Origin of the sequence: Actinomadura gamaensis, from assembly GCF_042652125.1 — a bacterium.
Taxonomy (GTDB): Bacteria; Actinomycetota; Actinomycetes; order Streptosporangiales; family Streptosporangiaceae; genus Spirillospora; species Spirillospora gamaensis.
The window spans coordinates 103,381-124,280 of sequence record NZ_JBHSIT010000010.1; the positions used below are offsets into that span (position 1 = coordinate 103,381).

Genomic DNA, 20,900 nt, shown 5'->3' on the forward strand with positions numbered 1-20,900 from the left:
CGACTTCCAGTCCGACCCCGAGTCCGACCTCAAGCTAGACGCGAGGTCGGACGGCGACAAGGTGACGCATGCCACGGGTCGCCCGGGCGGACGGCGCGGGGCGAGGGCCGGGAGAGGCGGTGTCGGGGCAGGCCGGGCCGCCGGTGGCGCGGGCCGGGAGCCCGCGCCGCGGCGGCGGAAGTGGCTCAGGAGGCGGGCAGCGTCTTCTCGATCGCGGTGACGACCTCGTCCGACTCCGGGTCGGTCTGCGGGGAGAAGCGGGCGGCGACGGCGCCGTCCGGGGCGATGAGGAACTTCTCGAAGTTCCAGCGGATGTCGCCGGTGTGGCCCTCGGCGTCGGGGACGTCCACGAGACCCTGGTAGAGCGGGTGCCGGTGCTCGCCGTTGACCTCGATCTTCTCGGTCATCGGGAACGTGACGCCGTAGGTGGTGGAGCAGAACTGCTCGATCTCCTCCGGGGTGCCCGGTTCCTGGCCCATGAACTGGTTGCACGGGACGCCGAGGACGGTGAAGCCCCGCTCGGCGAACCGCTCCTGGAGCCGCTCCAGGCCCGCGTACTGGGGGGTGAGGCCGCACTTGGAGGCGACATTGACGACAAGGACGGCCTTGCCCCGGTACTGCCCGAGGTCCGCGGACCCACCCCGCAGACCGTCGATCTCTACGTCGAAGACAGACATGGGGTGATCCTAGGACGGTCTCCGGCGGGTCGCCCGCACCGGGAGCCGTCCCGCCCGCCCCGCCGGCGCGCCGGCGCTGGGACGGGCGCGGACCGTCAGGTGCCCAGCGCGTTCACGAACGAGGAGAGCTGGCTGCCCGCCCGGCCGAGCTGGGTGAACGCGTTGTTGACCACATGGGCCGCAGCGGTGGGTGAACTCAGCAGGTAGAAGATGACAAAGGCGATGGCCACATAGCGGAGGTTCTTCTTCATCCCGAACGCCGTCCCTGTAGTAGCGCAGCGACACACTGACCCGATCCAATTGTGCCCGTCTGCGGCTGGCCGCTAAGCGGGATTTTACTGTGAGGATCCCGCCCGCGCTCGCCCGCGAGTGGGCGGGATCCCTTACCCCGTAGGCGAAACCGTCTCCCACCTGGGGTTCGGCGACGAAACCGGATGCGGAACCCGGTTCGAAAAGACGGCGTCCCCGCCGCACCGCCGCACCCGCCCCGAACAAGAAACCCGCAGGACTCCCCAGGAATCCGCCGGACCATGCGACGCGCGTCCGGTCAGGCGTCGCGGAGGGCGCCCGGAGTTGCCGGGAAGGGGGGCCGACGCGAGAAAAGCCCCGCGCCCTTCCACGGGCACGGGGCTGGGTGAACGCCCCCGCTACGGGACGGCACCTCGGACCGAATACGGATGGCCGCTCGGGCCGGCTACGCCATGGCGCTGACGAACTGCGAGAACGACTCCGCAGCTCCTCCGAGACCTCCGATGGCGCTGTTCACCAGGTTGGCCGCGCCCTCGGGCCTGCTCACGACGTACCAGACCACGAAAGCGATCGCGGCCAGCTTGAGATGTTTCTTATTCATGGCCCCCACCCTCTGCGATGAAGCTACTACCCAGAGTAATGCCCCGTGCCGGGCCGGGGTGCCTCAACGCAACGTAAAGACCACGTCAGTCCGTGGCCCGGGGGATCAGCCCTCGCCGCCGCCGTGCCTGGTCAGGTAGTCGATGTAGACCGGGCGCAGCGCCCGCCCCAGCTCGCCCTCGCCGGAGTGCGCGGCCTCCTGGAGCAGTGACAGGCTGTGCAGCATGTCGTACTCGGCGCGCTCCTCGTCCCCGAGGGACGCCGCTGCGGCCGGGATCGCCCGCAGCAGCTCCCAGAGGAACTTCACGTCGTGGTGGTCCCGGGCGTGCTTCACGGCCCGGTCGTGCAGTTCGGCCGTGGACAGCGAATCCAGGATGGCGGCGGCGTTCTCATGGGACATGCGCCGACTCTATCCGTCCGACGCCTCTGTCCGTCCGACGCGTCGGTCCGTCCGAAGCGTCCCGCTTCCCGCCGACACCGGCGAGTCACTTGGTGACGACGTCCTTCGGGATCGGCTTGCCGTCCTTGAGCGCGCCGAAGAGCCGGCCCGCCCGCGTCCTGTCCCAGGTGATGTAGGAGCCCGCGGCGGCGCTGCTGCCGGTGCCGCCGATCGGGACGGTCGTGGTGACGCCGTCGCCGCCGGTCACGCCGCGCATCGCCCACATCATGCGGACCAGGTCGTACAGGTGGTCGCCGTTGTCGACGCGGAAGTTGCTGGTGGCGTGCAGCGCCAGCGGGACGCTGTCGAACGGGTTGAGCATGACGCCCGGGCTCGTCGCCTTCTTCATCAGCGCGCCGAAGAACTGGCGCTGGTGCTCGACGCGTTCGAGGTCGGCGCGGGCGAACTTGCGGGTGCGGACGTAACCGAGCGCCTGCTTGCCGTCGAGGTTCTGGCAGCCGGGCTGGAGGTCGAGGCCCGCCTTGGGGTCCTTCATCCGCTCCTTGACGCAGATGTTCACGCCGCCGATGGCGTCCACGACGCCGACGAAGCCGCCGAACCCGATCTCGGCGTAGTGGTCGACGTGCACGCCGGTCGCCTGCTCGACGGTCTGGACGAGCAGCTTCGGCCCGCCGAAGGCGAACGCGGCGTTCAGCTTGTTCGAGCCGTGGCCGGCGATCGGCACGTAGGAGTCGCGCGGCAGGCTGATCAGGGACGTCCCGCCGGCGCCGTAGTGCAGCAGCATCATCGAGTCGGTGCGGCGGCCCTCGGCGTGCCCGGTGGCGAGGTCGTTCTCCTGCGAGCGGCTGAGGCCCTCGCGGCTGTCGGAGCCGACGATCAGCCAGTTCGTGCCCGGCGTGTCGGACACGCGGCCGGGGTAGTCGGCGAGGACGTCCTCCCGCTTGAGCCGCGAGTCGAGGTAGAAGTAGCCGCCGACCACGAGCAGGACGAGGACGAGGACCACCACGCCCAGCACCCTGGGCCAGCGCCTGCGGCGCCGCCGGGTCGGCGGGACGCGGCCGTCCTGCGGGCCGGGGGCGTACGGATCCCGAGGCCCGGCGTAGGGGTCGTGGCCCCCGGCCGGCGCTCCCTGATGCACGTCGCTCCTCCTGTCTCGCGCCCGGCTCTCGGTCCGGGTTCCGTCTGGACATCGACCCTAGACAACGCCGCGCGGGCACCGCGTCCCACTGGCGCATGATTGTCCCGACCGTCCGGTCATCTCGTCATATGACACGCGGTCGGAAAGCCTGGTACTTCCGGCGCACGCCCCCTGGTACGGACGGACGCCCCCGAAAGGTTGCCTTCCCGATCTGCCGGACGGATCACCTTACACAGTCGAGCGCCTACAGGTAGTGCCCATGCCCCGGTTCGTCGTCCTTCGGGGGCCGCGGGGCGGGCGGCAGGTCCTCCGGGCGCAGCAGCGTGACCTCGGCGGAGGCCGGCCCGTCGCCGGGGTGCTCGCCGGTGATCCGCTGCGCCTGGCGGGCGATCGCGGCGTCCAGCAGGTTCCGGACGAACCGGGCGTTCCCGAACTCGGGCCCGCGCGGCTGCGCGGCGATCCGGCGCCGGACCGCGCCGAGCAGCCCGTCCGCGAGCCGGAACCCGGCGGACCCGGCCATCGACTCGAAGATCGCGACGAGCTCGTCCTCGCTGTAGTCGGGGAAGCTCAGCACGCGCGGGAACCGGTCCCGCAGCCCCGGGTTGGACGACAGGAACCGCTCCATCGGCTCGGCGTACCCGGCGACGATCACGACCAGGTCGGCGCGGTGCTCCTCCATCAGCCGCAGCAGCTCCGCCACCGCCTCCGGGCCGAAGTCGGCGCGGTCGCCGCCGCTCCCGGCCGCGGCCAGGGTGTACGCCTCGTCCACGAACAGGACGCCGCCGAGCGCGCGCTCGACCGCCGCCCGCACCCGCGGCGCGGTCTGCCCGACGTACTCGGCGACCAGGTCCGCGCGGGTGACCTCGACCAGGTGCCCGGACGACAGCAGGCCGAGCCGCGCGTACACCGCCGCGATCAGCCGCGCGACCGTCGTCTTCGCGGTGCCCGGATTGCCGGTGAAGACCATGTGCCGCGCCGGGGCGTTCTGCGTCAGCCCGGCGTCGCGGCGGATCGGCTCGGCCCGCGCCTCGGCGGCCAGCGACCTGACCTCGGCCTTCACCGGTTCCAGCCCGACCAGCGCCTCGATCGCGGCGACCGGGTCGCCGGGCAGCGCGTCGCGGGCGGGGCCGAGCGAGTCGGGGACGTCGGCGAGCAGGATCTCGTCCAGCGACTCGGTCTCGTCCACGACGCCGTCGGCGAGGACGCGGCGCCCCTGCAACGCCACCGACCGGTCGAGGAGGTCGACCATCAGCCGGGCGTTGCCGAAGCCCCGCTCGCGCGGCGTCGCCCGGACGAGCCGTCCGACCTTCCCGAGGACGCCGTCGGCGAGCGCGAACCCGGCCTCGGCCGCGCGGCGCGCGAACACCTCGACGAGCTCGCCGTCCGACAGGTCCGGGAAGCGGACGACGCGCGGGAACGTCGCGGCCAGCTCCGAATGCGACCGCAGCAGCCCGTTCAGCTCGGCCTCCGGGCCGGTGAGGACGACGAGCAGGTCGTCCGGGTGGGACTGGACGGCCGAGAGCAGCACGTCCACGGCCTCGCGTCCGCGCGCGCCCTCGGCGGTCGCGAACACGTGCACGTCCCGCACCAGCAGGACGCCGCCGCTCGCGCGCTCGACGGCCGCGCGCACCTTGACGGCGGTCTCGCCCGGGAACTCCCCCACCAGGTCGGCCCGGTCGGTCTCGAACAGCGCGCCGGTGGAGAGCATGCCGAGGTCGGCGTACATCCGTCCGAGGGCCCGCGCCACGCGGCTCTTCCCCGTCCCGGGGTTGCCGGTGAAGACCAGGTGCCGCGGCCGGGACGCGAGCGGCATCCCCGCCTCCCGCCGCAGCCGCTCCGCGCGCGCCTCGGCGACCAGCGCCTCGACCTCGCGCTTGACCGCCTCGATCCCCACGCACGCCGCCAGCTCGACCTCCGGATCGGCCGCAGCCGTCTCGGCCGCCCCACCCGGCGTGATCCGCCCCGGAAGATCCGCCACCGTGAGAACGAGCTCCCCAGCCGCCTCCCCCCGCCCGCTCTCGCCCCCGGCGTGAGCGGCAGACGACCCCCGCTGCGCGGCCTCGTCACGAGCGCTCCCGCCCTGCGTCGCGGAAGAACCCCGCTGCGCGGCCTCGTCACGAGCGCTCGCACCCTGCGTCGCGGAAGAACCCCGCTGCGCGGCGTCGTCGCCCCGCGCGGACACCTCCCCCCGCGCGGACACCTCCCCCCGCGCAGTCCCGTCGCCCCGCGCAGTCCCGTCGCCCCGCGCAGTCCCGTCGCCCCGCGCAGTCCCGTCGCCCCGCGCAGTCCCCTCGCGCTGGGCGGGCTCGTCGTCGGCGGGCGGGGCGGCTGAGGCGGTCGAGCGCCGGCGGGCGGCGGATACGGATTCGGCGGCGAGGTAGTCGGCGAGGCGCGCGCCGCGGAGGTTCCCGCGCGGAGGGGTGCGGACGAGCAGGACGCCTGCGGCGCGCGTCACGTCCGGGGCGGCGGTCGCGCCGCGGCGCTCGGCCGCGCGGCGGAAGAGCTCGCCGAGGTGCTCCTCGGTGAGGTCGCGCGTGCGGACGACGTCGAAGGCGCGTACGAGGGCGGGGTTGAGGTCGAGGAGGCGGCGGTCGCCGTTCGTGCGGCAGAGCGCGACGACGTCCAGGGCGGGCGAGCGGGCGATCAGGCGGCGGAGCTCCTCGACGGCGGCGGGGCCGCAGCGTTCGGCGGAGGCGAGCCGCTCCAGGTCGTCCACGACGAGCAGCAGGCGCGTCTCGACGCATTCGCGCACGCGCGCGGACAGCAGCATCACCGCGTCGCTCACGCCGACCGACGCGAACATCTGGTCGGACACCCACAGCGCGGAGCGCACGGCGCCGAGGCGCGCGAGGCTCTCGGCGAGGAGGTCGGCGGCGTCGGTGCGTCCGGTGCCCTCGGGTCCGGCGATCAGGAGCCGGACGGGACGCCTTCCGGCGGCGCGGTCGGCGAGCGCGACGCGCATCGCGCGGACGAGTTCGGCCTGCCCGACGATCGGCTCGACGTCGATGGGGTCGGCGGGGGCCGTCCGGCCGGTGTCCGCCTCGTCGCGCGCGGCGGGGCGTCCGACGGGGTGGCCCGCGAGCCTGTCGCGCAGCGGGTTCGGGACGCGCCGGACGGCGAAGAGCCGCCGCAGGTCCTCCTGGAAATGGCCGACGGGCAGGCGGCAGCGCGGGTTCACCGCGACGCCCGGCAGCCCCTGCACGGCCCCGGTCACGCGCGCGGCCATGTCGAGCCACGCGCGGCACGCGTCCGCCTCGCCCGCGACGAGCCCGCGCGCGAGCCAGCCGCGCAGCCGGAGCTGCCAGAGGTCGGGGTCGAACTCCTCCGCCTCGGCGGTGAGCCGGTCGGCGACGTCGCCGTAGCCGTCCGCGCCGAGCGGGACGGCCAGCTCGGCGGGCGCCTCCGCGACCTCGCCCGCCGCGAGCAGCCGCGCGAACGCCACCTCGAACGGCTCCGCGCCGTGCGCCGCGCGGGTCAGCCGCTCGTGCGCCGCCGCGAGCCCGTCGCAGGCCCACGCCAGGTACCCGACCGGCCCGGCCAGCTCGGGCAGGACGGCCAGCTCCTCGGCGGTCAGCTCGGCGGTCCAGACCTCCTCCAGCCGGTCGCGCGGCGCGCTGAGCGCCAGGTCGCGCAGCGCCGGCCGCTCGGCGAACCGGTCGAACAGCCCGGCGAGCGCGAGCCGCCGCTCCTCCAGCGGCGCGAGCCCGGCCAGGACGTCCAGCGCGGCGCGGCCGAGCTCGAACATGACGGCGCGCCGGTCCGGGTCGTCCCCCGCGGGCTCGGGCAGCCACAGGCCGGGCGGACGCCACCGTCCCCCCTGCGAGAACCACGCCAGCGGATGCCGGACCGGCGCCTCGGGATCGGCGAGCAGGTCGCCCAGCAGCTCGAAGTCGACGTCCCCGCGGTTGCCCGCGCGCACCGCGCCCGCCCCCAGCAGGAACGTCAGCAGCGACCACAGCTCGGCCCCCGCCGCGGACGTCCCGGACCCGTAGAAGTCGCTGAGCCGCCGCGTCAGCACCACCGCCCGCTCGTCGGCGTTGAAGGCGACCGCGCGCTCGCGCATCTCCTTGTAGAGCCCGTCGGGCCGCCACGGACCGGACGCGTACACGTCCAGGACGGGCTCGTCGGTCAACAGCAACTGAAGGTGATCCGGAAGCCGCGGGGAGTCCACGACAGCACTGTACTGACGTCCGGACCGCTCCACGGGGCTTCCGTAACCGCCCCGCCACCGGCCGCACGGCGCCCTCCGCCGGCGCCCGACGCCTGACATGCGCCTTCGCCCGAAAGGCCTTCAGCCGAGCCCTGAGGCCCCCGGTCGCCCGCGGCCGGGTCAGCCCACGGGTTCCCGGTCGGGCGAGGTGAGGCCGGACGCCGTGGGCGGGACGAGCGGGAGCGGCTCGGGGCGCTTGGCCACGCGTCCGTCGCCGGACGAGCGGCCGGTGGCGCGGCGGCCGATCCACGGGAGCAGGTAGGTGCGCGCCCAGTGGACGTCCTCGCGGCGCTGGGTCAGCCAGTCGGCGACGTCGAGCGGCTCCCACGGCTCGCGCCAGTCGCCCTCCGCCGGGACGCCGATCACCTCGGCGACGCGCAGGGCGAGCCGCCGGTGGCCCTCGGACGACAGGTGCAGCCGGTCCTCGTACCAGGCGCGCGGGTCGTTGAACACGGGCATCAGCGACCACAGGTCCACGACGTCGCAGCCGCGCCGGTCGGCGATGGCGCGCAGGTGCATGTTGTAGGTGGCGGCCTTGCCGCGGATGCGCCGTCCCGACCGCAGGCCGCGGGTGTCGAACCCGGTGAACAGCACGACGCGCGCGCCCGTCCCGCGCAGGGTGCGGACGGCCTCGTCGAACTCCACGGCCAGCGCGTCCGGGTCGCCGCCCGGACGGATGATGTCGTTGCCGCCCGCGCAGAAGGTGATCAGGTCGGGCTTCAGCTCGACCGCGCGCGGCACCTGGTCCTCGACGATCTGGCGCAGCAGCTTGCCGCGCACCGCGAGGTTGGCGTACCGCAGGCCGGGGTTGTGCGCGGCGAGGTGCTCGGCCACCCGGTCGGCCCAGCCCCGGAACACGTCGTCCTCGCCGGGCACGGGGTCGTTGAGCCCCTCGGTGAAGCTGTCCCCGATCGCGACGAAGGTGTCGATCCGCCGCCCGCCCCTGTGCTCCGCTTCGCTCATCGCCGTTCCTCGTGCAGGTGCCGATACTGTTCGCGTAACTAATGATGCAGCCTGCATATTTCCCTACGCGACCGTAGTGACCGCCCCCGGACACACCGTGACCCCAAACCCAAGCCACCACGGGCCCCCCACGCCCCCAAGCGCGCAGGGCCAAGCCCCAGCCCGACACAAACACGTGACCACCCGCGCGAGGCAACACCTGGACCGGCGCGACTGCGCGACCAGGCGCGCGGGGTGAGACCCAGCCCAAACCGAGCGCGCGACCAAGCACGCGGGCTGAGCCGCAGACCAGCACGAGCGCGCGACCAACGGCGCGAGGTTGAGCCCCGGACCGGCACCAGCGCGTGACCAAACGCGCGAGGGTAAGCCCCAGACCGGCACGAGCGCGCGACCAAGCGCGCGGGCTGAGACCTGAACCGGCGCGAGCGCGCGACCAAGCGCGCGGGGGGTAAGCCCCAGCCCGACACGAGCGCGTGACCAAGCGCGCGGGGTGAGACCTGAACCGGCGCGAGCGCGTGACCAAACGCGCGCGGGTGAGCCCAGCCCGACACGAGCGCGTGACCAAGCACGCGGGGTGAGACCTGAACCGGCGCGAGCGCGTGACCAAACGCGCGCGGGTGAGCCCAGCCCGACACGAGCGCGTGACCAAGCACGCGGGGTGAGACCTGAACCGGCGCGAGCGCGTTACCAAACGCGCGGGGCGACGCCGAAGGCGAGCCCCGCGCGTTTGATCGCGAAGCGATGCCGCGCTCGCACGAGCGTCCGGGCCGCGCCCGAGCCGCTAGGCGAGGACGCGGAGCCGGAGGCTCAATAAACACAGCCGGAGGCTCAATGAACTCAGCGCGCTGGACTCACCATGGAGAGGGCGTGCTGCACCAGGGTGATGAGGACGGCCTTCGTGGACTCGCGGTTGCGGGCGTCGCACTCGACGATCGGGACGTGCGCGCTGACCGAGAGTGCCTCGCGGATGTCCTCCACGGCGTACTGGAACTCGCCGTGGAAGCCGTTGACGCCGACGACGAACGGGAGGCCCAGTTCCTCGAAGTAGTCGACGGCCGCGAAGCAGTCGGCCAGGCGGCGGGTGTCGACCAGGACGACGGCGCCGATGGCGCCCTTGACCAGGTCGTCCCACATGAACCAGAAGCGGTGCTGGCCCGGGGTGCCGAACAGGTACAGGATCAGCTCGCTGTCGAGCGACACGCGGCCGAAGTCCATCGCGACGGTGGTGGTCGTCTTGTCGGGCACCGCCGACAGGTCGTCCACGTCCGCGCTCGCGGCGGTCATGACGGCCTCGGTGGTGAGCGGCATGATCTCCGACACCGAGCCGACGAAGGTGGTCTTGCCGACGCCGAAGCCGCCGCCGACGACGATCTTGACCGAGGTCAGCTCCGGCCCGTCCCCGGGCGCGGCCGGAGCCGACGGCTGGTCATAGCTTCCGAAGCCCACTCAGAACCCTCTCAAGCAGTCTGATGTCCGGCTGCGCGCCCGCGGGCCGGGACTGGTGCAGCCGCAGCAGGCCCTCCAGGGCCATGTCGGCGACGAGGACGCGGGCGACGCCGAGCGGCAGCCGCAGCAGCGCCGACACCTCGGCCACCGACCGCGCCGTCCGGCAGATGTCCATGATCGCCCGGTACTCCGGGGTGAGCGAGGAGATGTCGCGCGGCGGATGCGGCGCCGCCGTCACCATCGCCTCGATCGCGAGGTCGTACCGGGGCCGGGTCCGGCCGCCGGTGACCGCGTAGGGGCGCACGAGCGAGCTGGACTCGCCGCCCGGCTCCGCGCCCTGCCGCGCCCCGGGCGCGCGGCCCGGGCCGAGGGGCGGTTGCTGCCCGTGTGCCGGGTAACCGCCGCTGTGCCCGCCGCGTCCGCCCTGGGGGACGTCACCGTGCCAGCCGCCCGGCGGGCCGCCGCCCGGTCCGGGACCGAAGGAACCACCTTGATCCATCGCACCGACCTCCGTGTTCAGGGTCCGCTAGTACCGGGCGGGGCCGGCGCCCATGCCCGACACGGGAGGTCCGGCGTAGGGGGGCTGCTGCTCGGCGTTGCGCAGCGCCGGGGTCAGCACCCGGCCGACGCGCTCCACCAGCAGCGTCATCTCGTAGGCCACCAGGCCGAGGTCGCAGTCCGGCGCGGCCAGCACCGCGAACACCGAGCCGTTGGCGATGGACATCACGAACAGCAGCCCGCGGTCCATCTCCACGACGGTCTGGTTCACCCCGCCCGCGTCGAAGATCTTCGCCGCGCCCTGGGTGAGGCTCATCAGCCCCGAGGCGATCGCCGACAGCTGGTCGGCGCGCTCGGGCGGGAACCCCGCCGAGTACGCCATCGGCAGTCCGTCGGAGGAGACCACCACGGCGTGCGCGACCTTCGGGACACGGTCCGCGAAGTTCGTCACCAACCAGTTGAGATCCTGCCCGCTCACCGCGTGCCTCCTGTCTCTCCGCCGCTCCTGCGCGACGGATCTTCGCCTGTAGTGCCGTCCGCGGGGCCGCCCCCGCCGGGCAGGTCGGGGGTCGCGCCGCGCGCCTCGGTGCGTCCGCGCTGGACGCCGCGCTGCAGGCTCGCGAACCTGTTGCGGACGGTGTCCGCGGGCGGGCCGGCGGCCGGCCGCGCCGGACCGGCCGGTGCGCCCGGCTGCCCGCCGGCACCCCTCATCGGAGCGGCGCCGTTCGCCGGCGCGGCCTGAGCGCCGTTGCCGTTGGCGCCGTTGCGCGCGCCCACCGCGCCGGGCACCCGGTTGCGGCCGGGCACCCGCTTGGGCAGGCCGGCGCGGGTCTGCTTGTCGGCGACCGGCTCGCGCAGCGCCTCGACGGCCTGGAAGGCCTCGTCGGCCGGGGACGACCAGCCCTTGACCGGATCGGCGGACTCGCCCGAACCGCGCTGGAACCACTCCGACTGCATCGCCTCGAAGATCGGCGAGCGGGCGGGACGGCCCGGCGGACGCTGGGGCGCGGGAGGCGGCCCGGTCTCGGCGGCGCGCGCGGCCCCGGCGGGCGGCGACGCGGGCGGCGCGGCCGGCGGTCCGGCCTGCGGCGCGACGGGCGCCCGGTCGGGGCGCTGCCTGGTCGGGGGCCGGTTCGTCTGCTCCGGAATGGCGTCCTCCGGGTTGTTCGTTTCCTCCGGGATGGCACTGACCGGGCCGGTGTCCCAGGAGAACGCACGGCGGGCCGGGGCCGGCTCGGACGTCTCGGAACGCTGCGGCAGCGGCGCCGTGACGCCGGGGTCTCCGGCGTACGGCTCGGCGGCGGGGGTCCGGTCCGCGGGGGCGGACCGGTCTGCGTGCGTGCGGTCGAGCGGAGCGCGGTCGATCGTACGGTCGATCGGCGCGCGGTCCGCGAGCGTGCGGTCCGCATGCGGGGTGTCGTGGTGGCGGCCGTCCGGCTGCGGGACGTCGTGCCGGCCGTCCTGGCGCGGGACGTCCTGGCGCGGGCCGTCGTGCCCGAGGTCGTCGTGGCCGGACGCGGGCCACGCGCCGGACGCGGCGGGCGCCACCGAGGCGCGCGGGTCCTGGCCGGACCGGTCGCTCGGCTGGAAGACGTTGTCGGACGGCGTGCCCACACCGGGCAGCTGCGCGCCGGGGCGGCGCACCGGCAGGCCGGTGGAGCTGCTGCGGGACGGCTCGTCCTCGCCGTGCGGCGCGGGCGGACGCGTTCCCGCGCCGTCGCCGGGACCGTCCGCGCGTGAGTCCGTACGGGAGTCCATGCGGGGGTCCATGCGCGGGTCGTGGCGCAGGTCCATGCGGTCGTCCGCGCCGCCGTAGCCGAGGTCGCGCTGGTCGCCGGTGCCGCCGAAGACGGGCTGCGGACCGGTGTCGCCGAAGCGGCGGCCGGGCTGCCCGTCGAAGCGGGTGCCGTTCTCGCCGAAGCGCGGCGCGCCGGGGGCCTCGGCGCCCGGGTGCGCGCCGTTCTGGTAGGCGCCGCTCGGGTGGTCGCCGAAGCCGGGACGGTCCTCGACGGCGGTCGCGGCCGGGGCGGCGAGCGCCGGGACGGGCCCGCCTTCGAGCTGCGCCGTGCCGCCGGCCCCGCGGGTGCCGACGCTGGCGTTGTCGACCGGGCTGACGACGTGGTCGGGCAGCATGACGAACGCGGTGAGGCCGCCGCCCTGCGCGGCGCGCAGCTCGACCCGGATGCCGTGCCGGATGGCCAGGCGGCCGACCACGAACAGGCCCATGCGGCGGGCCGCGGAGAAGTCGATGACCGGCGGGTTCGCCAGGCGCCAGTTGGCCTGGTCGAGCTCCTCGGCGGTCATGCCCACGCCGTTGTCGGTGATCTGGAGCATCGCGCCGCCGCCGCTGAGCCGCTGGCCGGAGACGGTGACGCGGGTGCGGCCGTCGGAGAAGACGGTGGCGTTCTCGACCAGCTCGGCGAGCAGGTGGACCAGGTCGTTGACGACCGGGCCGGCGACGGTCATGTCGCCGTGCACCCGGACCTCGACCCGCTCGTACTGCTCGACCTCCGACAGCGAGGCGCGGACGACGTCGATGAACGGGACCGGCCGGTTCCACCGGCGGGCCTGGTCCTGGCCGCCGAGGACCAGCAGGTTCTCGTTGTTGCGGCGCATGCGGGTGGCGAGGTGGTCGAGCCGGAACAGGTTGCTCAGCTGCTCCTCGTCCCGCTCGCTCTGCTCCAGCTCCTCGATGAGCTGGAGCTGGCGCTCGATGAGGGTCTGGCTGCGGCGCGAGAGGTTGACGAACATCGCGTTGATGTTGCCTCGCAGGACGGCCTCGTCGGCCGCCAGCCGCACCGCCTCGCGGTGGACCTCGTCGAACGCGCGGGCCACCTGGCCGATCTCGTCGGTGGAGTCGACGTCGATCGGCTCGACCTCGATGCCCTGGGCGGCGGCCTCCGGGTCGCGAAGCCGGTCGACCAGGCCGGGCAGCCGGGTGCCGGCGATCTCCAGCGCGCCGTCCTTCAGCCGGCGCAGCGGCCGGACCAGCGAGCGGGCGACGCCGAAGGTGAACAGCAGGACCAGGATGAGGACGCCGGCGACGACCGCGCCCTGGGCGTACACCGACTGCTGGGCGTCGCTCTTGCGCTGCCCGGCGGTCGTGATGATGCCGTCGATCATGCTGCGCTGCACCGAGTACATCTTGTCGACGGTGCCGGTCATGGCCTTGCGCCATTCCTCGCCGTCGTTGCCGCCCTTGACGAGGCGGAGCTTGCTGCCGCGCAGGCTCTCGGTCAGCGCCCGCTCGCGGAACTCGGCGGCGCGGTCGACGTCGGGGCCGGTGACGGTGTCGTCGTACAGCTGGCGCTGGGGCAGCCGGGCGGCGGTGCGGAAGTTGGCGAGGTCGCCGTCCATCTGCGCGCGGCCGTCGAGCAGGTTGCGCAGGCCGTCGGTGTCGAGGCGGCCGACGTTGGCGCCCGCGAGCAGCACGGCGCGCTGCCGGGACGCCTGCTCGGCGGCGCGGCTGAGCGCGGCGAGCGCGCGGGTGTCGGAGGTGAGCTGGGCGTCGTTGGTGGCGCCGGAGATGTCGTCCAGGTAGCCGATGACCTCGCCGAGCATCTCGCTGTACTTGGTGGTCACGGTGTCGGCGGGCACCCGCGCCTGGGTGAGCTGGCGCAGCGCGGTCAGGCCGTCCAGGCGGGTGACCAGGGCGCGGACGTCGTTGTCGCCGTCGGACGACACGACCGTGTCCACCCGGCGGCGGACCTCGGCGGCGATCCGGTCGACCTTGGCGTACTGCTGGTCGATGGGCGCCTTGCCGGAGGCGGGCCGTCCGGCGGCGATGTAGCCGGCCGACAGGTCGCGCTCGGTGCCGAGCTCGTGGACGAGGTCGGTGACGCTGCCGCCGAGCCGGGCCATCCGCTCGACCTTGGCGTAGTCCTTGGCGTCCTGGTCGGCGCTGAGGACGCGCAGCCCGCCGAGGACGACCGCGACCGCGGTGGGGATGAGGATCAGGGCGACCAGCCGGACCGGCACGCGCCAGTTCGACGGCCGGAGCCTGCTGCCGCCCCCGCGTCGGTTCTGCGCGGCCGGGGCGCTCGCGCCGCCCGCCGGGCTTTCTGGAGCCGCCCCCGGCTCGGTCCGGTCCCCGGGTACGGGTCGGTCGCCGGGCACGGCTCGGGAGCCCCCTGCCCGGGAGCCTTCGTCCGGCAGGGCCTCCGATGCCGGATCGCCCGCTCGATTGCGCACTTGGCGTTTACACCCTCTCACTTACTGTGCCGTTCACGGCCGCCCCTCCGCGGAAGCCGGGGTCCTGGCGCCGCGTGGCGGACGAGACCGACGAACGGGGCGCTTTAGGCACGCGCCACCGCGGGACGCCCTCCGCTGCGCCCGACATTGGAGCACATTAGGGGAAACGCCGCAAAGAGATGCACCACTTGGTGATCTTTGGGGGCTGACCTCGCGAAACGCGCGTGCTATGTCCGATTTGGCACTCGGTGTCCCCCGACAAAGCACCCGAACGGGTCCACACCGAGCGCCTCGGCTCCGCTACTCGGAGTAGAAAGCGCACCATCTCCGAGCCCCCGCGAAGCGCATACGGCGGCACAATCCCAGTCGCCCGCAAGCCCCATCCCCGACAGGTTTCCGATCACATTTCCGCATCCTTTTTCCGCTCACCGGAAGACGTCCTCGAACAATTGTTCGAACTGCAAGTGGATTGCGCCGATACGCTCCTGATTGCGATATGGTCCGACCGCTGTCGATCAAGTAGAACCAGCTCGGTCGGCACACGGCGCCGGTGCCCACCCCCCTGGCCGCACCGCCCGCCGCACCCTCCAAGTACCGAAGGAACGAGATGAATCGGTCGAGGCGTGATAACGCCGGAACCGGCCCAGGGATCAGCGCGACCGGCGTCCCATCCGGCGCCGCGCTGGTCGAACGCGTAGCCGGACCGTCTTTGGCGGCCGTCTCGGCGAGGACGGCGGACCGGTGACGGCCGCCCCCGACCTCTCCTCGTCCGACACCGCGACCTCCGCCGCCCCCGCCAGCCCCGCGGCCCCCCGCCGCACCCGCGCCCGCGGCTCCGGATCCGGCGGGCTGACCCGCCGCGGCCGGTTCGTCCGCGGCCTCGTCGGAGTCCTCGTCACCGTCGGCGCGCTGGAGGCCCTCGGACGGGCCCACCTCGCCAGCGAGGACGACTTCCCGCCCGCCTCCAAGGTGCTCGGCCGCGCGGTCGAGCTGGCCGGCGACCACGACTTCGTGTTCGTCCAGCTCAAGGCGACGCTGGAGGCCTGGGGCTACGGCATGCTCCTGGCCGTCCTGATCGCCGTCCCGCTCGGGCTGCTGTTCGGCACCGTGCCGATCGCGAACACCGCGGCGCGGGCGATCGTGGAGTTCCTGCGGCCGATCCCGTCGGTGGCGCTGATCCCGCTGGTCGGGCTCATCCTCGGCGCGGGCCTCGAAATGAAGGTCACGCTGATCGTCTACGCCGCCGTGTGGCCGCTGCTGTTCAACACCCTCTACGGGCTGCGCGACGTGGACCCGCTGGCCAAGGAGACGCTGCGCGCGTTCGGCTTCGGCCCGCTGGCGGTCCTGTGGCGCGCGGTGCTGCCCGCCGCCGCGCCGTTCATCTACACCGGTGTCCGGCTCGCCGCCTCGATCGCGCTGATCCTCGCGGTCGGCACCGAGGTGCTCTCCGGGTTCGGCGAGGGCCTCGGCAACTTCATCGGCGACGCCGCCAACGCGCTCGGCGGCACCAGGGACGTCCTCGCCGGGACGGTCTGGGCGGGCAGCCTCGGCCTGCTCGCGAACGTCCTGCTGATGCTCGGCGAGAAGCGGCTGTTCCACTGGCACTTCCGGGAGGTCGGCAAATGAGCGCCGTGGCGTCCCGGCGCCCGCGCGGCGGCCTCGCCTGGCGCGCGCTGCGCGCCGTCCTCGACCGCTGGCTGGTCTTCGTCCTCGCCGTCGGGGCGTGGGAGTGGGGCACCCGCGCGATGGACGACACCTTCTTCCCGCCGCCCTCGAAGATCGTCCAGCGGATGCACCAGATGTGGTTCTCCGCCGGGGCGGACCGGCTGTTCCTCACCAAGGACGCCACGGGCAACATCTTCCCGAGCCTCGGCCGGATGGCCGTCGCGTTCGCGCTGTCGGCCCTCGCCGGCGTCGTCCTCGGGATGCTGCTCGGACGGTCGGAGCGGGTGTACGCCTACGTCGACCCGGTGTTCCAGTTCGCCCGCGCGATCCCGCCGCCCGCGATCGTCCCGCTGTTCATGGTGCTGATGCACCTCGGCTCGACGATGCAGGTCACCTCGATCGTGTTCAGCGCGGTGTGGCCGGTGCTCATCAACACCGCCGACGGCGCCCGCACCGTGGACCCGCTGCAGGTCGAGTCGGCCCGGGTGTTCCGGCTGTCGGCGGCCGACCGGCTGCGCCGGCTCATGATCCCGTCCGCGCTGCCGAAGATCTTCGCGGGGCTGCGGCTGTCGCTCTCGCTGTCGCTGATCCTGATGGTCTTCTCCGAGCTGCTGCCCGGCACGCGGAACGGGCTCGGCTTCGAGCTGACCGACGCGCAGAGCCGCAGCGACCTGCCCACCGTGTGGGCGGTCGTCGTGCTGCTCGGCATCCTCGGCTACATCCTCAACGCGGTGCTCACCGCCGTCGAGCGGCGCGCGCTGGCCTGGCACCTGGCCGCCCGCCGCGTCGAGGTCTGAGCCGCCGCGCGCGCCCGCGTCCGCCGGGCGGGCGCCGCCGGGCCCCCGCCCGGACCGTCCGCCCCGGCACCGCTCGTCTCCACCCCACCGACCCGTCCCCCCGCCGCCGCTCCCCGACCCCGCTAGTTCCTCTCCCCCGCACCATTCAAGGAGTACACATGCGGTCGCTTCGACGACTCACCGCCTCCGTGGTGGGCCTCGCGCTCGCCGGGTCCTCCCTCGCCGCCTGCGGCGGGGACGACAAGTCCGACAAGGGCAAGGGCCTGGAGCACGGCGGCAAGATCACCGTCGCCGCCCTGCCGCTGGTGGACGGCGCGGCCCTCTACATCGCGCAGAACAAGAAGCTGTTCGAGGCCGAGGGCCTGAAGGTCACCGTCAAGCCGGTGCAGCAGTCCATCCAGGCGCTGCCCGCGCTGAAGAACGGCCAGGTGGACGTCATCGCCGGCGCGAACTACGTCTCCTTCCTGCAGGCCAACGACCAGGGCGCGCTGCACCTGAAGATCCTCAACGAGGGCGCGACGCTGACCTCGAACATGATGAACGTCGTGGTCAAGGCGAACTCCCCGATCAAGGAGCCGAAGGACCTGGAGGGCAAGACCGTCGCGGTCAACATCCCCAACAACATCCAGAGCCTGACGCTGGACGCCATCCTGCGCGCCAAGAACGTCGACCCGACCAAGGTCAAGTACGTCCAGATCGCGTTCCCGAAGATGAGCCAGGCGCTCGACAAGGGCGACGTGGACGCGGCGCACATGGTCGAGCCGTTCCTGTCCGACGCGCAGAAGAAGAGCGGCGACCGGGTCGTGGTGGACGGCGGCTCCGAGCCGGTGAAGGACATGCCGATCTCCGGCTACGTCACCACCCAGGAGTTCGCGTCCAAGAGCCCCAAGGTCGCCGCCGCGTTCCAGCGCGCGATCCTGAAGGCGCAGGCGATCGCCGCCGGCGACCGCAAGCAGGTCGAGCAGGTGCTGCCCGGCTACGCGCACATCCCCGCGCAGGTCGCGCCCGTCATCACCCTGCCCGGCTACCCCACCTCCAACAACGAGACCCGGCTCCAGCGGGTGGTGGACCTGATGACCGCGGCCAAGCTGCTCAAGCAGAAGCCCGACATCAAGTCGCTGCTGTTCACCCCGCAGTCCTGAGTCAGCTGAAAGGCTTTTCCCCGTCATGACGGAATACACGGTCCGCGACGCCTTCTACGACTACTGCCGTCGGGTGGGCATGACGACCATCTTCGGCAACCCCGGCTCCACCGAGCTGAAGATGTTCACCGACTGGCCCGACGACTTCGAGTACGTCCTCGCCCTGCAGGAGACGGTGGCGGTCGCGGCCGCCGCCGGGCACGCGCTCGGCACCGGCCGGGCGGGCCTGGCCAGCCTGCACTCGGCGGGCGGCGTGGGGCACTCGCTCGGCGCGGTCTTCAACGCCTACCGGGACCGGGTGCCCGTCGTGATCATCGCCGGCCAGCAGGGCCGCGCGATGCTGCCGTACCGCCCGTTCCTCGGGGCGGACGAGCCCGCCGAGTTCCCCCGCCCGTACGTCAAGTCCAGCCTCCAGCCCGCGCGCGCCGAGGACGTCCCGGTCGCGCTGGCCGAGGCGCACCGGATCGCGATGACGCACCCGCGCGGCCCGGTCTTCCTCTCCATCCCCGAGGACGACTGGGACAAGCCGGCCGAACCGGTCGAGGTCCGCGAGGTGCGCGGCGACTTCTCCGCGTCGCCGGAGGCGCTCGCCGAGCTGGCGGAGGCGCTCAACACCGCGCGCAACCCGGTGCTCGTCGTCGGGTCGGGCGTGGACGACGAGCAGGCGATGCCGCAGGTCGTCGAGCTCGCCGAGCGGACCCGCTCGCACGTGTGGATCTCGCCGCTGTCCGGCCGGTCCGGGTTCGACGAGACGCACGAGCTGTTCCGCGGCTTCCTGCCGCCCGTCCGCGAGCACATCGTCGGACGGCTCGCCGAGCACGACCTGATCGTCGTCCTCGGCGCGCAGGTGTTCGCCTACCACGTGCACGGCGAGGGACCGTTCGTCCCGGAGGGCGCGCGGCTGTTCCACCTGGACTGCGACCCCAAGCAGGTCGCGTGGTCCCCGACCGGGACGAGCCTGCTCACCACGATCAAGCCCGCCGTGACGTCCCTGCTCGGCCTGATCGACGACGGGGCCGCCGACCGGCTCGGCCGGACCGCGCCGGAGCCGCGCGGCCTGCCCGCGACGCCGGCCGCGACCGAGCCGATGGACGTCGGCCTCGTCCTCGACGGGATCCGCGCGGCGCTGCCCGAGGGCACCGTCATCGTGGAGGAGGTGCCGAGCTACCGGGACGCCTTCCACGCGCGCATCCCGATCAACCAGAGCGGCGGCTTCCTCACCACGGGCAGCGGCGCGCTCGGCTGGGGCCTGCCGCTCGCGGTGGGCCGCGCGCTGGAAGCGGCGCAGGCCGGAACGGGCGAGCGCATCGCCCTGGTCATCGGCGACGGCTCGATGATGTACTCGGTGCAGGCCCTGTGGACGGCGGCGCAGCACGACGTGCCGCTGACGATCCTCATCCTGAACAACAGCGGGTACGGCGCGGTCAAGGCGCTCGGGCGGCGGCTCGGCATGCAGAACCCGCCCGGCTCCGACATCCCGGAGCTGGACTTCGCGACGGTCGCCGCCGGGCTCGGCGTCCCCGGCCGGCGGATCGGCTCGCCGGACGAACTGGACAAGGCCCTGGCGGAGTCCCTGGCGCACTCCGGCCCCTACCTGCTCGACATCACCGTGGCCTCGGACAACTCCCCGATGTACCAGCCCTGGGCCCAGTGACCCGCACCGGGGCCGTCCCGCCGCGCGCGGGACGGCCCCGGCCTTCCCCAACGACTCCGAGAAGAGGACGCTCGTGCTGGAGATAGCCGACCTCACCCATTCCTATGCCGACGGGCACACGGCGATCGACGGCCTCACTCTCAGCGTCGAGGACGGCTCGCTGGTCAGCCTCGTCGGGCCGTCCGGCTGCGGCAAGTCCACGCTGCTGCGCTGCATCGCCGGGCTGATCCGCCCGACCGGCGGGACCGTCACCCTCAACGGAAGGCCCATCGACGGCGTCCCGGACGACCTGGCCGTCGTGTTCCAGGACTACAGCCGCTCGCTGTTCCCGTGGCTGACCGTCCGCGACAACGTGGCGCTGCCGCTGAAGCGCAAGGGCCTGTCCCGCTCCGAGCGCCGCGAGGCCGCCGAGAAGGCCCTCGCCGAGGTCGGCCTCGACGGCGCGGGCCGCAAGTACCACTGGCAGCTGTCGGGCGGCATGCAGCAGCGCGTCGCGATCGCGCGGGCGCTGGCGTACAAGCCGTCCCTGCTGCTCATGGACGAGCCGTTCGGCGCGGTCGACGCCCAGACCCGCGAGGACCTGGAGGACCTCGTCCTCCGCCTGCACCGCTCGCAGAAGATGACGATCCTGCTCGTCACCCACGACATCGACGAGAGCGTCTACGTCGGCGACCGCGTCGTCGTCCTCGGCAAGTCCCCCGCGGGCGTCAAGGCCGACCTCCCGGTCGACCTCCCGAGCGAGCGCGACCAGATCGAGACCCGCGCGGACCCCGAGTTCATCCGCATGCGCGCCGAGGTCGGCCGCCTCATCCGCAGCGGCACCGCGGACCCCAAGCCCGAGGACGAGACGCCCGAGGCCGAGACGTCCGAGAGCGAGAAGTCCGAGAGCGAAGCGCCGGCCCCGGAGGCGGAGGCCTCGTCCTCCAAGCCCCGCGGCCGCTCCCGCTCCCGCAAGGCCGCCGCCAAGGCCAAGGCGGACGACGCGAAGAGCGAAGCGCTGGAAGCGAAGTCCAAGGCTGAGACTGCCAAGGCCGACGCGGAAGACGCGAAGACCGAGGCCAAGGACGCGAATACCACCGCGGCGAGCGCGAAGACCAAGGCAGCCGACGCGAGCACCGACGCAGCCGACACGAAGAGCGCAAAGACCGACGCGCAGGACGCGAAGAGCCAGGCCGAGGACGCGAAGGCCACCGCGCAGAGCGCGAAGGGCGCGGCCAAGAATGCGAAGGCCAACGGCGCGAACGCTAAGTCTCGGGCGGCCAACGCGAAG

The 20,900-nt window shown here is 73.5% G+C and carries 15 protein-coding genes and 1 pseudogene; 5 read left to right on the top strand and 11 right to left on the bottom strand.

Translation table 11 applies throughout. The annotated features are described in order from the left end of the window. Window positions 1-185: 185 nt before the first annotated feature. The 11 genes from ACFPCY_RS30720 to ACFPCY_RS30770 all read right to left on the bottom strand — a co-directional run bounded on the left by ACFPCY_RS30720 (window position 186) and on the right by ACFPCY_RS30770 (window position 14,159). Entirely contained in the window at window positions 186-677 is a 492-nt protein-coding gene (locus ACFPCY_RS30720; RefSeq protein WP_378260911.1) for a glutathione peroxidase, read from the bottom strand. 95 nt (window positions 678-772) lie between these two features. Continuing rightward, on the bottom strand, window positions 773-928 hold the full coding sequence (locus ACFPCY_RS30725; protein WP_378260913.1) for a hypothetical protein: 156 nt from the start codon (window positions 926-928) through the stop codon (window positions 773-775). Window positions 929-1,371: 443 nt separating this feature from the next. Continuing rightward, entirely contained in the window at window positions 1,372-1,527 is a 156-nt protein-coding gene (locus ACFPCY_RS30730; RefSeq protein WP_378260915.1) for a hypothetical protein, read from the bottom strand. 105 nt (window positions 1,528-1,632) lie between these two features. Next, entirely contained in the window at window positions 1,633-1,926 is a 294-nt protein-coding gene (locus tag ACFPCY_RS30735) for a hypothetical protein (RefSeq protein WP_378260917.1), read from the bottom strand. Window positions 1,927-2,011: 85 nt separating this feature from the next. Continuing rightward, window positions 2,012-3,064, bottom strand: coding sequence for an LCP family protein (locus ACFPCY_RS30740; protein ID WP_378260919.1), 1,053 nt, complete (start codon window positions 3,062-3,064; stop codon window positions 2,012-2,014). 244 nt (window positions 3,065-3,308) lie between these two features. Next, window positions 3,309-7,235, bottom strand: coding sequence for an AAA family ATPase (locus ACFPCY_RS30745; protein WP_378260921.1), 3,927 nt, complete (start codon window positions 7,233-7,235; stop codon window positions 3,309-3,311). A 159-nt stretch (window positions 7,236-7,394) separates the two neighbouring features. Continuing rightward, window positions 7,395-8,237 carry an SGNH/GDSL hydrolase family protein gene (locus tag ACFPCY_RS30750; protein WP_378260923.1) on the bottom strand — a complete coding sequence of 281 codons (843 nt, stop codon included), beginning with the start codon at window positions 8,235-8,237 and terminating at the stop codon, window positions 7,395-7,397. An 837-nt stretch (window positions 8,238-9,074) separates the two neighbouring features. Beyond that, window positions 9,075-9,623, bottom strand: coding sequence for a GTP-binding protein (locus tag ACFPCY_RS30755; protein WP_378261455.1), 549 nt, complete (start codon window positions 9,621-9,623; stop codon window positions 9,075-9,077). A gap of 40 nt (window positions 9,624-9,663) precedes the next feature. Continuing rightward, window positions 9,664-10,182 carry a DUF742 domain-containing protein gene (locus tag ACFPCY_RS30760; protein WP_378260925.1) on the bottom strand — a complete coding sequence of 173 codons (519 nt, stop codon included), beginning with the start codon at window positions 10,180-10,182 and terminating at the stop codon, window positions 9,664-9,666. Between the two features lie 27 nt (window positions 10,183-10,209). After that, window positions 10,210-10,659, bottom strand: a complete 450-nt coding sequence (locus tag ACFPCY_RS30765; RefSeq protein ID WP_253873441.1) for a roadblock/LC7 domain-containing protein — start codon at window positions 10,657-10,659, stop codon at window positions 10,210-10,212. Beyond that, a complete protein-coding gene (locus tag ACFPCY_RS30770) occupies window positions 10,656-14,159 on the bottom strand; it encodes a sensor histidine kinase (protein ID WP_378260928.1) in 3,504 nt (1,167 codons plus the stop codon). The genes ACFPCY_RS30765 and ACFPCY_RS30770 overlap by 4 nt, the downstream gene beginning before the upstream one ends. A gap of 954 nt (window positions 14,160-15,113) precedes the next feature. Here ACFPCY_RS30770 and ACFPCY_RS30775 point away from each other — a divergent pair. The 5 genes and pseudogenes from ACFPCY_RS30775 to ACFPCY_RS30795 all read left to right on the top strand — a co-directional run. Further along, window positions 15,114-15,998 carry an ABC transporter permease gene (locus ACFPCY_RS30775; protein ID WP_378260930.1) on the top strand — a complete coding sequence of 295 codons (885 nt, stop codon included), beginning with the start codon at window positions 15,114-15,116 and terminating at the stop codon, window positions 15,996-15,998. After that, window positions 15,995-16,834 (top strand): ABC transporter permease, encoded by an 840-nt coding sequence (locus tag ACFPCY_RS30780; RefSeq protein ID WP_378260932.1) that lies wholly within the window; start codon window positions 15,995-15,997, stop codon window positions 16,832-16,834. The genes ACFPCY_RS30775 and ACFPCY_RS30780 overlap by 4 nt, the downstream gene beginning before the upstream one ends. 158 nt (window positions 16,835-16,992) lie before the next feature. Further along, window positions 16,993-17,976 carry an ABC transporter substrate-binding protein gene (locus tag ACFPCY_RS30785; protein WP_378260934.1) on the top strand — a complete coding sequence of 328 codons (984 nt, stop codon included), beginning with the start codon at window positions 16,993-16,995 and terminating at the stop codon, window positions 17,974-17,976. A gap of 25 nt (window positions 17,977-18,001) precedes the next feature. Continuing rightward, window positions 18,002-19,630, top strand: a complete 1,629-nt coding sequence (gene mdlC, locus ACFPCY_RS30790) for a benzoylformate decarboxylase (RefSeq protein ID WP_378260936.1) — start codon at window positions 18,002-18,004, stop codon at window positions 19,628-19,630. Window positions 19,631-19,703: 73 nt separating this feature from the next. Then, window positions 19,704-20,462, top strand: a pseudogene (locus tag ACFPCY_RS30795) (ABC transporter ATP-binding protein); the annotation flags it as partial. Window positions 20,463-20,900 lie beyond the last annotated feature (438 nt).

Bases quoted from the DNA above. Each gene is read 5' to 3' on its own strand.
- ACFPCY_RS30720 (WP_378260911.1), bottom strand. From the start codon at position 677: ATGTCTGTCTTCGACGTAGAGATCGACGGTCTGCGGGGTGGGTCCGCG.
- ACFPCY_RS30725 (WP_378260913.1), bottom strand. From the start codon at position 928: ATGAAGAAGAACCTCCGCTATGTGGCCATCGCCTTTGTCATCTTCTAC.
- ACFPCY_RS30730 (WP_378260915.1), bottom strand. From the start codon at position 1,527: ATGAATAAGAAACATCTCAAGCTGGCCGCGATCGCTTTCGTGGTCTGG.
- ACFPCY_RS30735 (WP_378260917.1), bottom strand. From the start codon at position 1,926: ATGTCCCATGAGAACGCCGCCGCCATCCTGGATTCGCTGTCCACGGCC.
- ACFPCY_RS30750 (WP_378260923.1), bottom strand. From the start codon at position 8,237: ATGAGCGAAGCGGAGCACAGGGGCGGGCGGCGGATCGACACCTTCGTC.
- ACFPCY_RS30760 (WP_378260925.1), bottom strand. From the start codon at position 10,182: ATGGATCAAGGTGGTTCCTTCGGTCCCGGACCGGGCGGCGGCCCGCCG.
- ACFPCY_RS30780 (WP_378260932.1), top strand. From the start codon at position 15,995: ATGAGCGCCGTGGCGTCCCGGCGCCCGCGCGGCGGCCTCGCCTGGCGC.
- ACFPCY_RS30785 (WP_378260934.1), top strand. From the start codon at position 16,993: ATGCGGTCGCTTCGACGACTCACCGCCTCCGTGGTGGGCCTCGCGCTC.
- mdlC (WP_378260936.1), top strand. From the start codon at position 18,002: ATGACGGAATACACGGTCCGCGACGCCTTCTACGACTACTGCCGTCGG.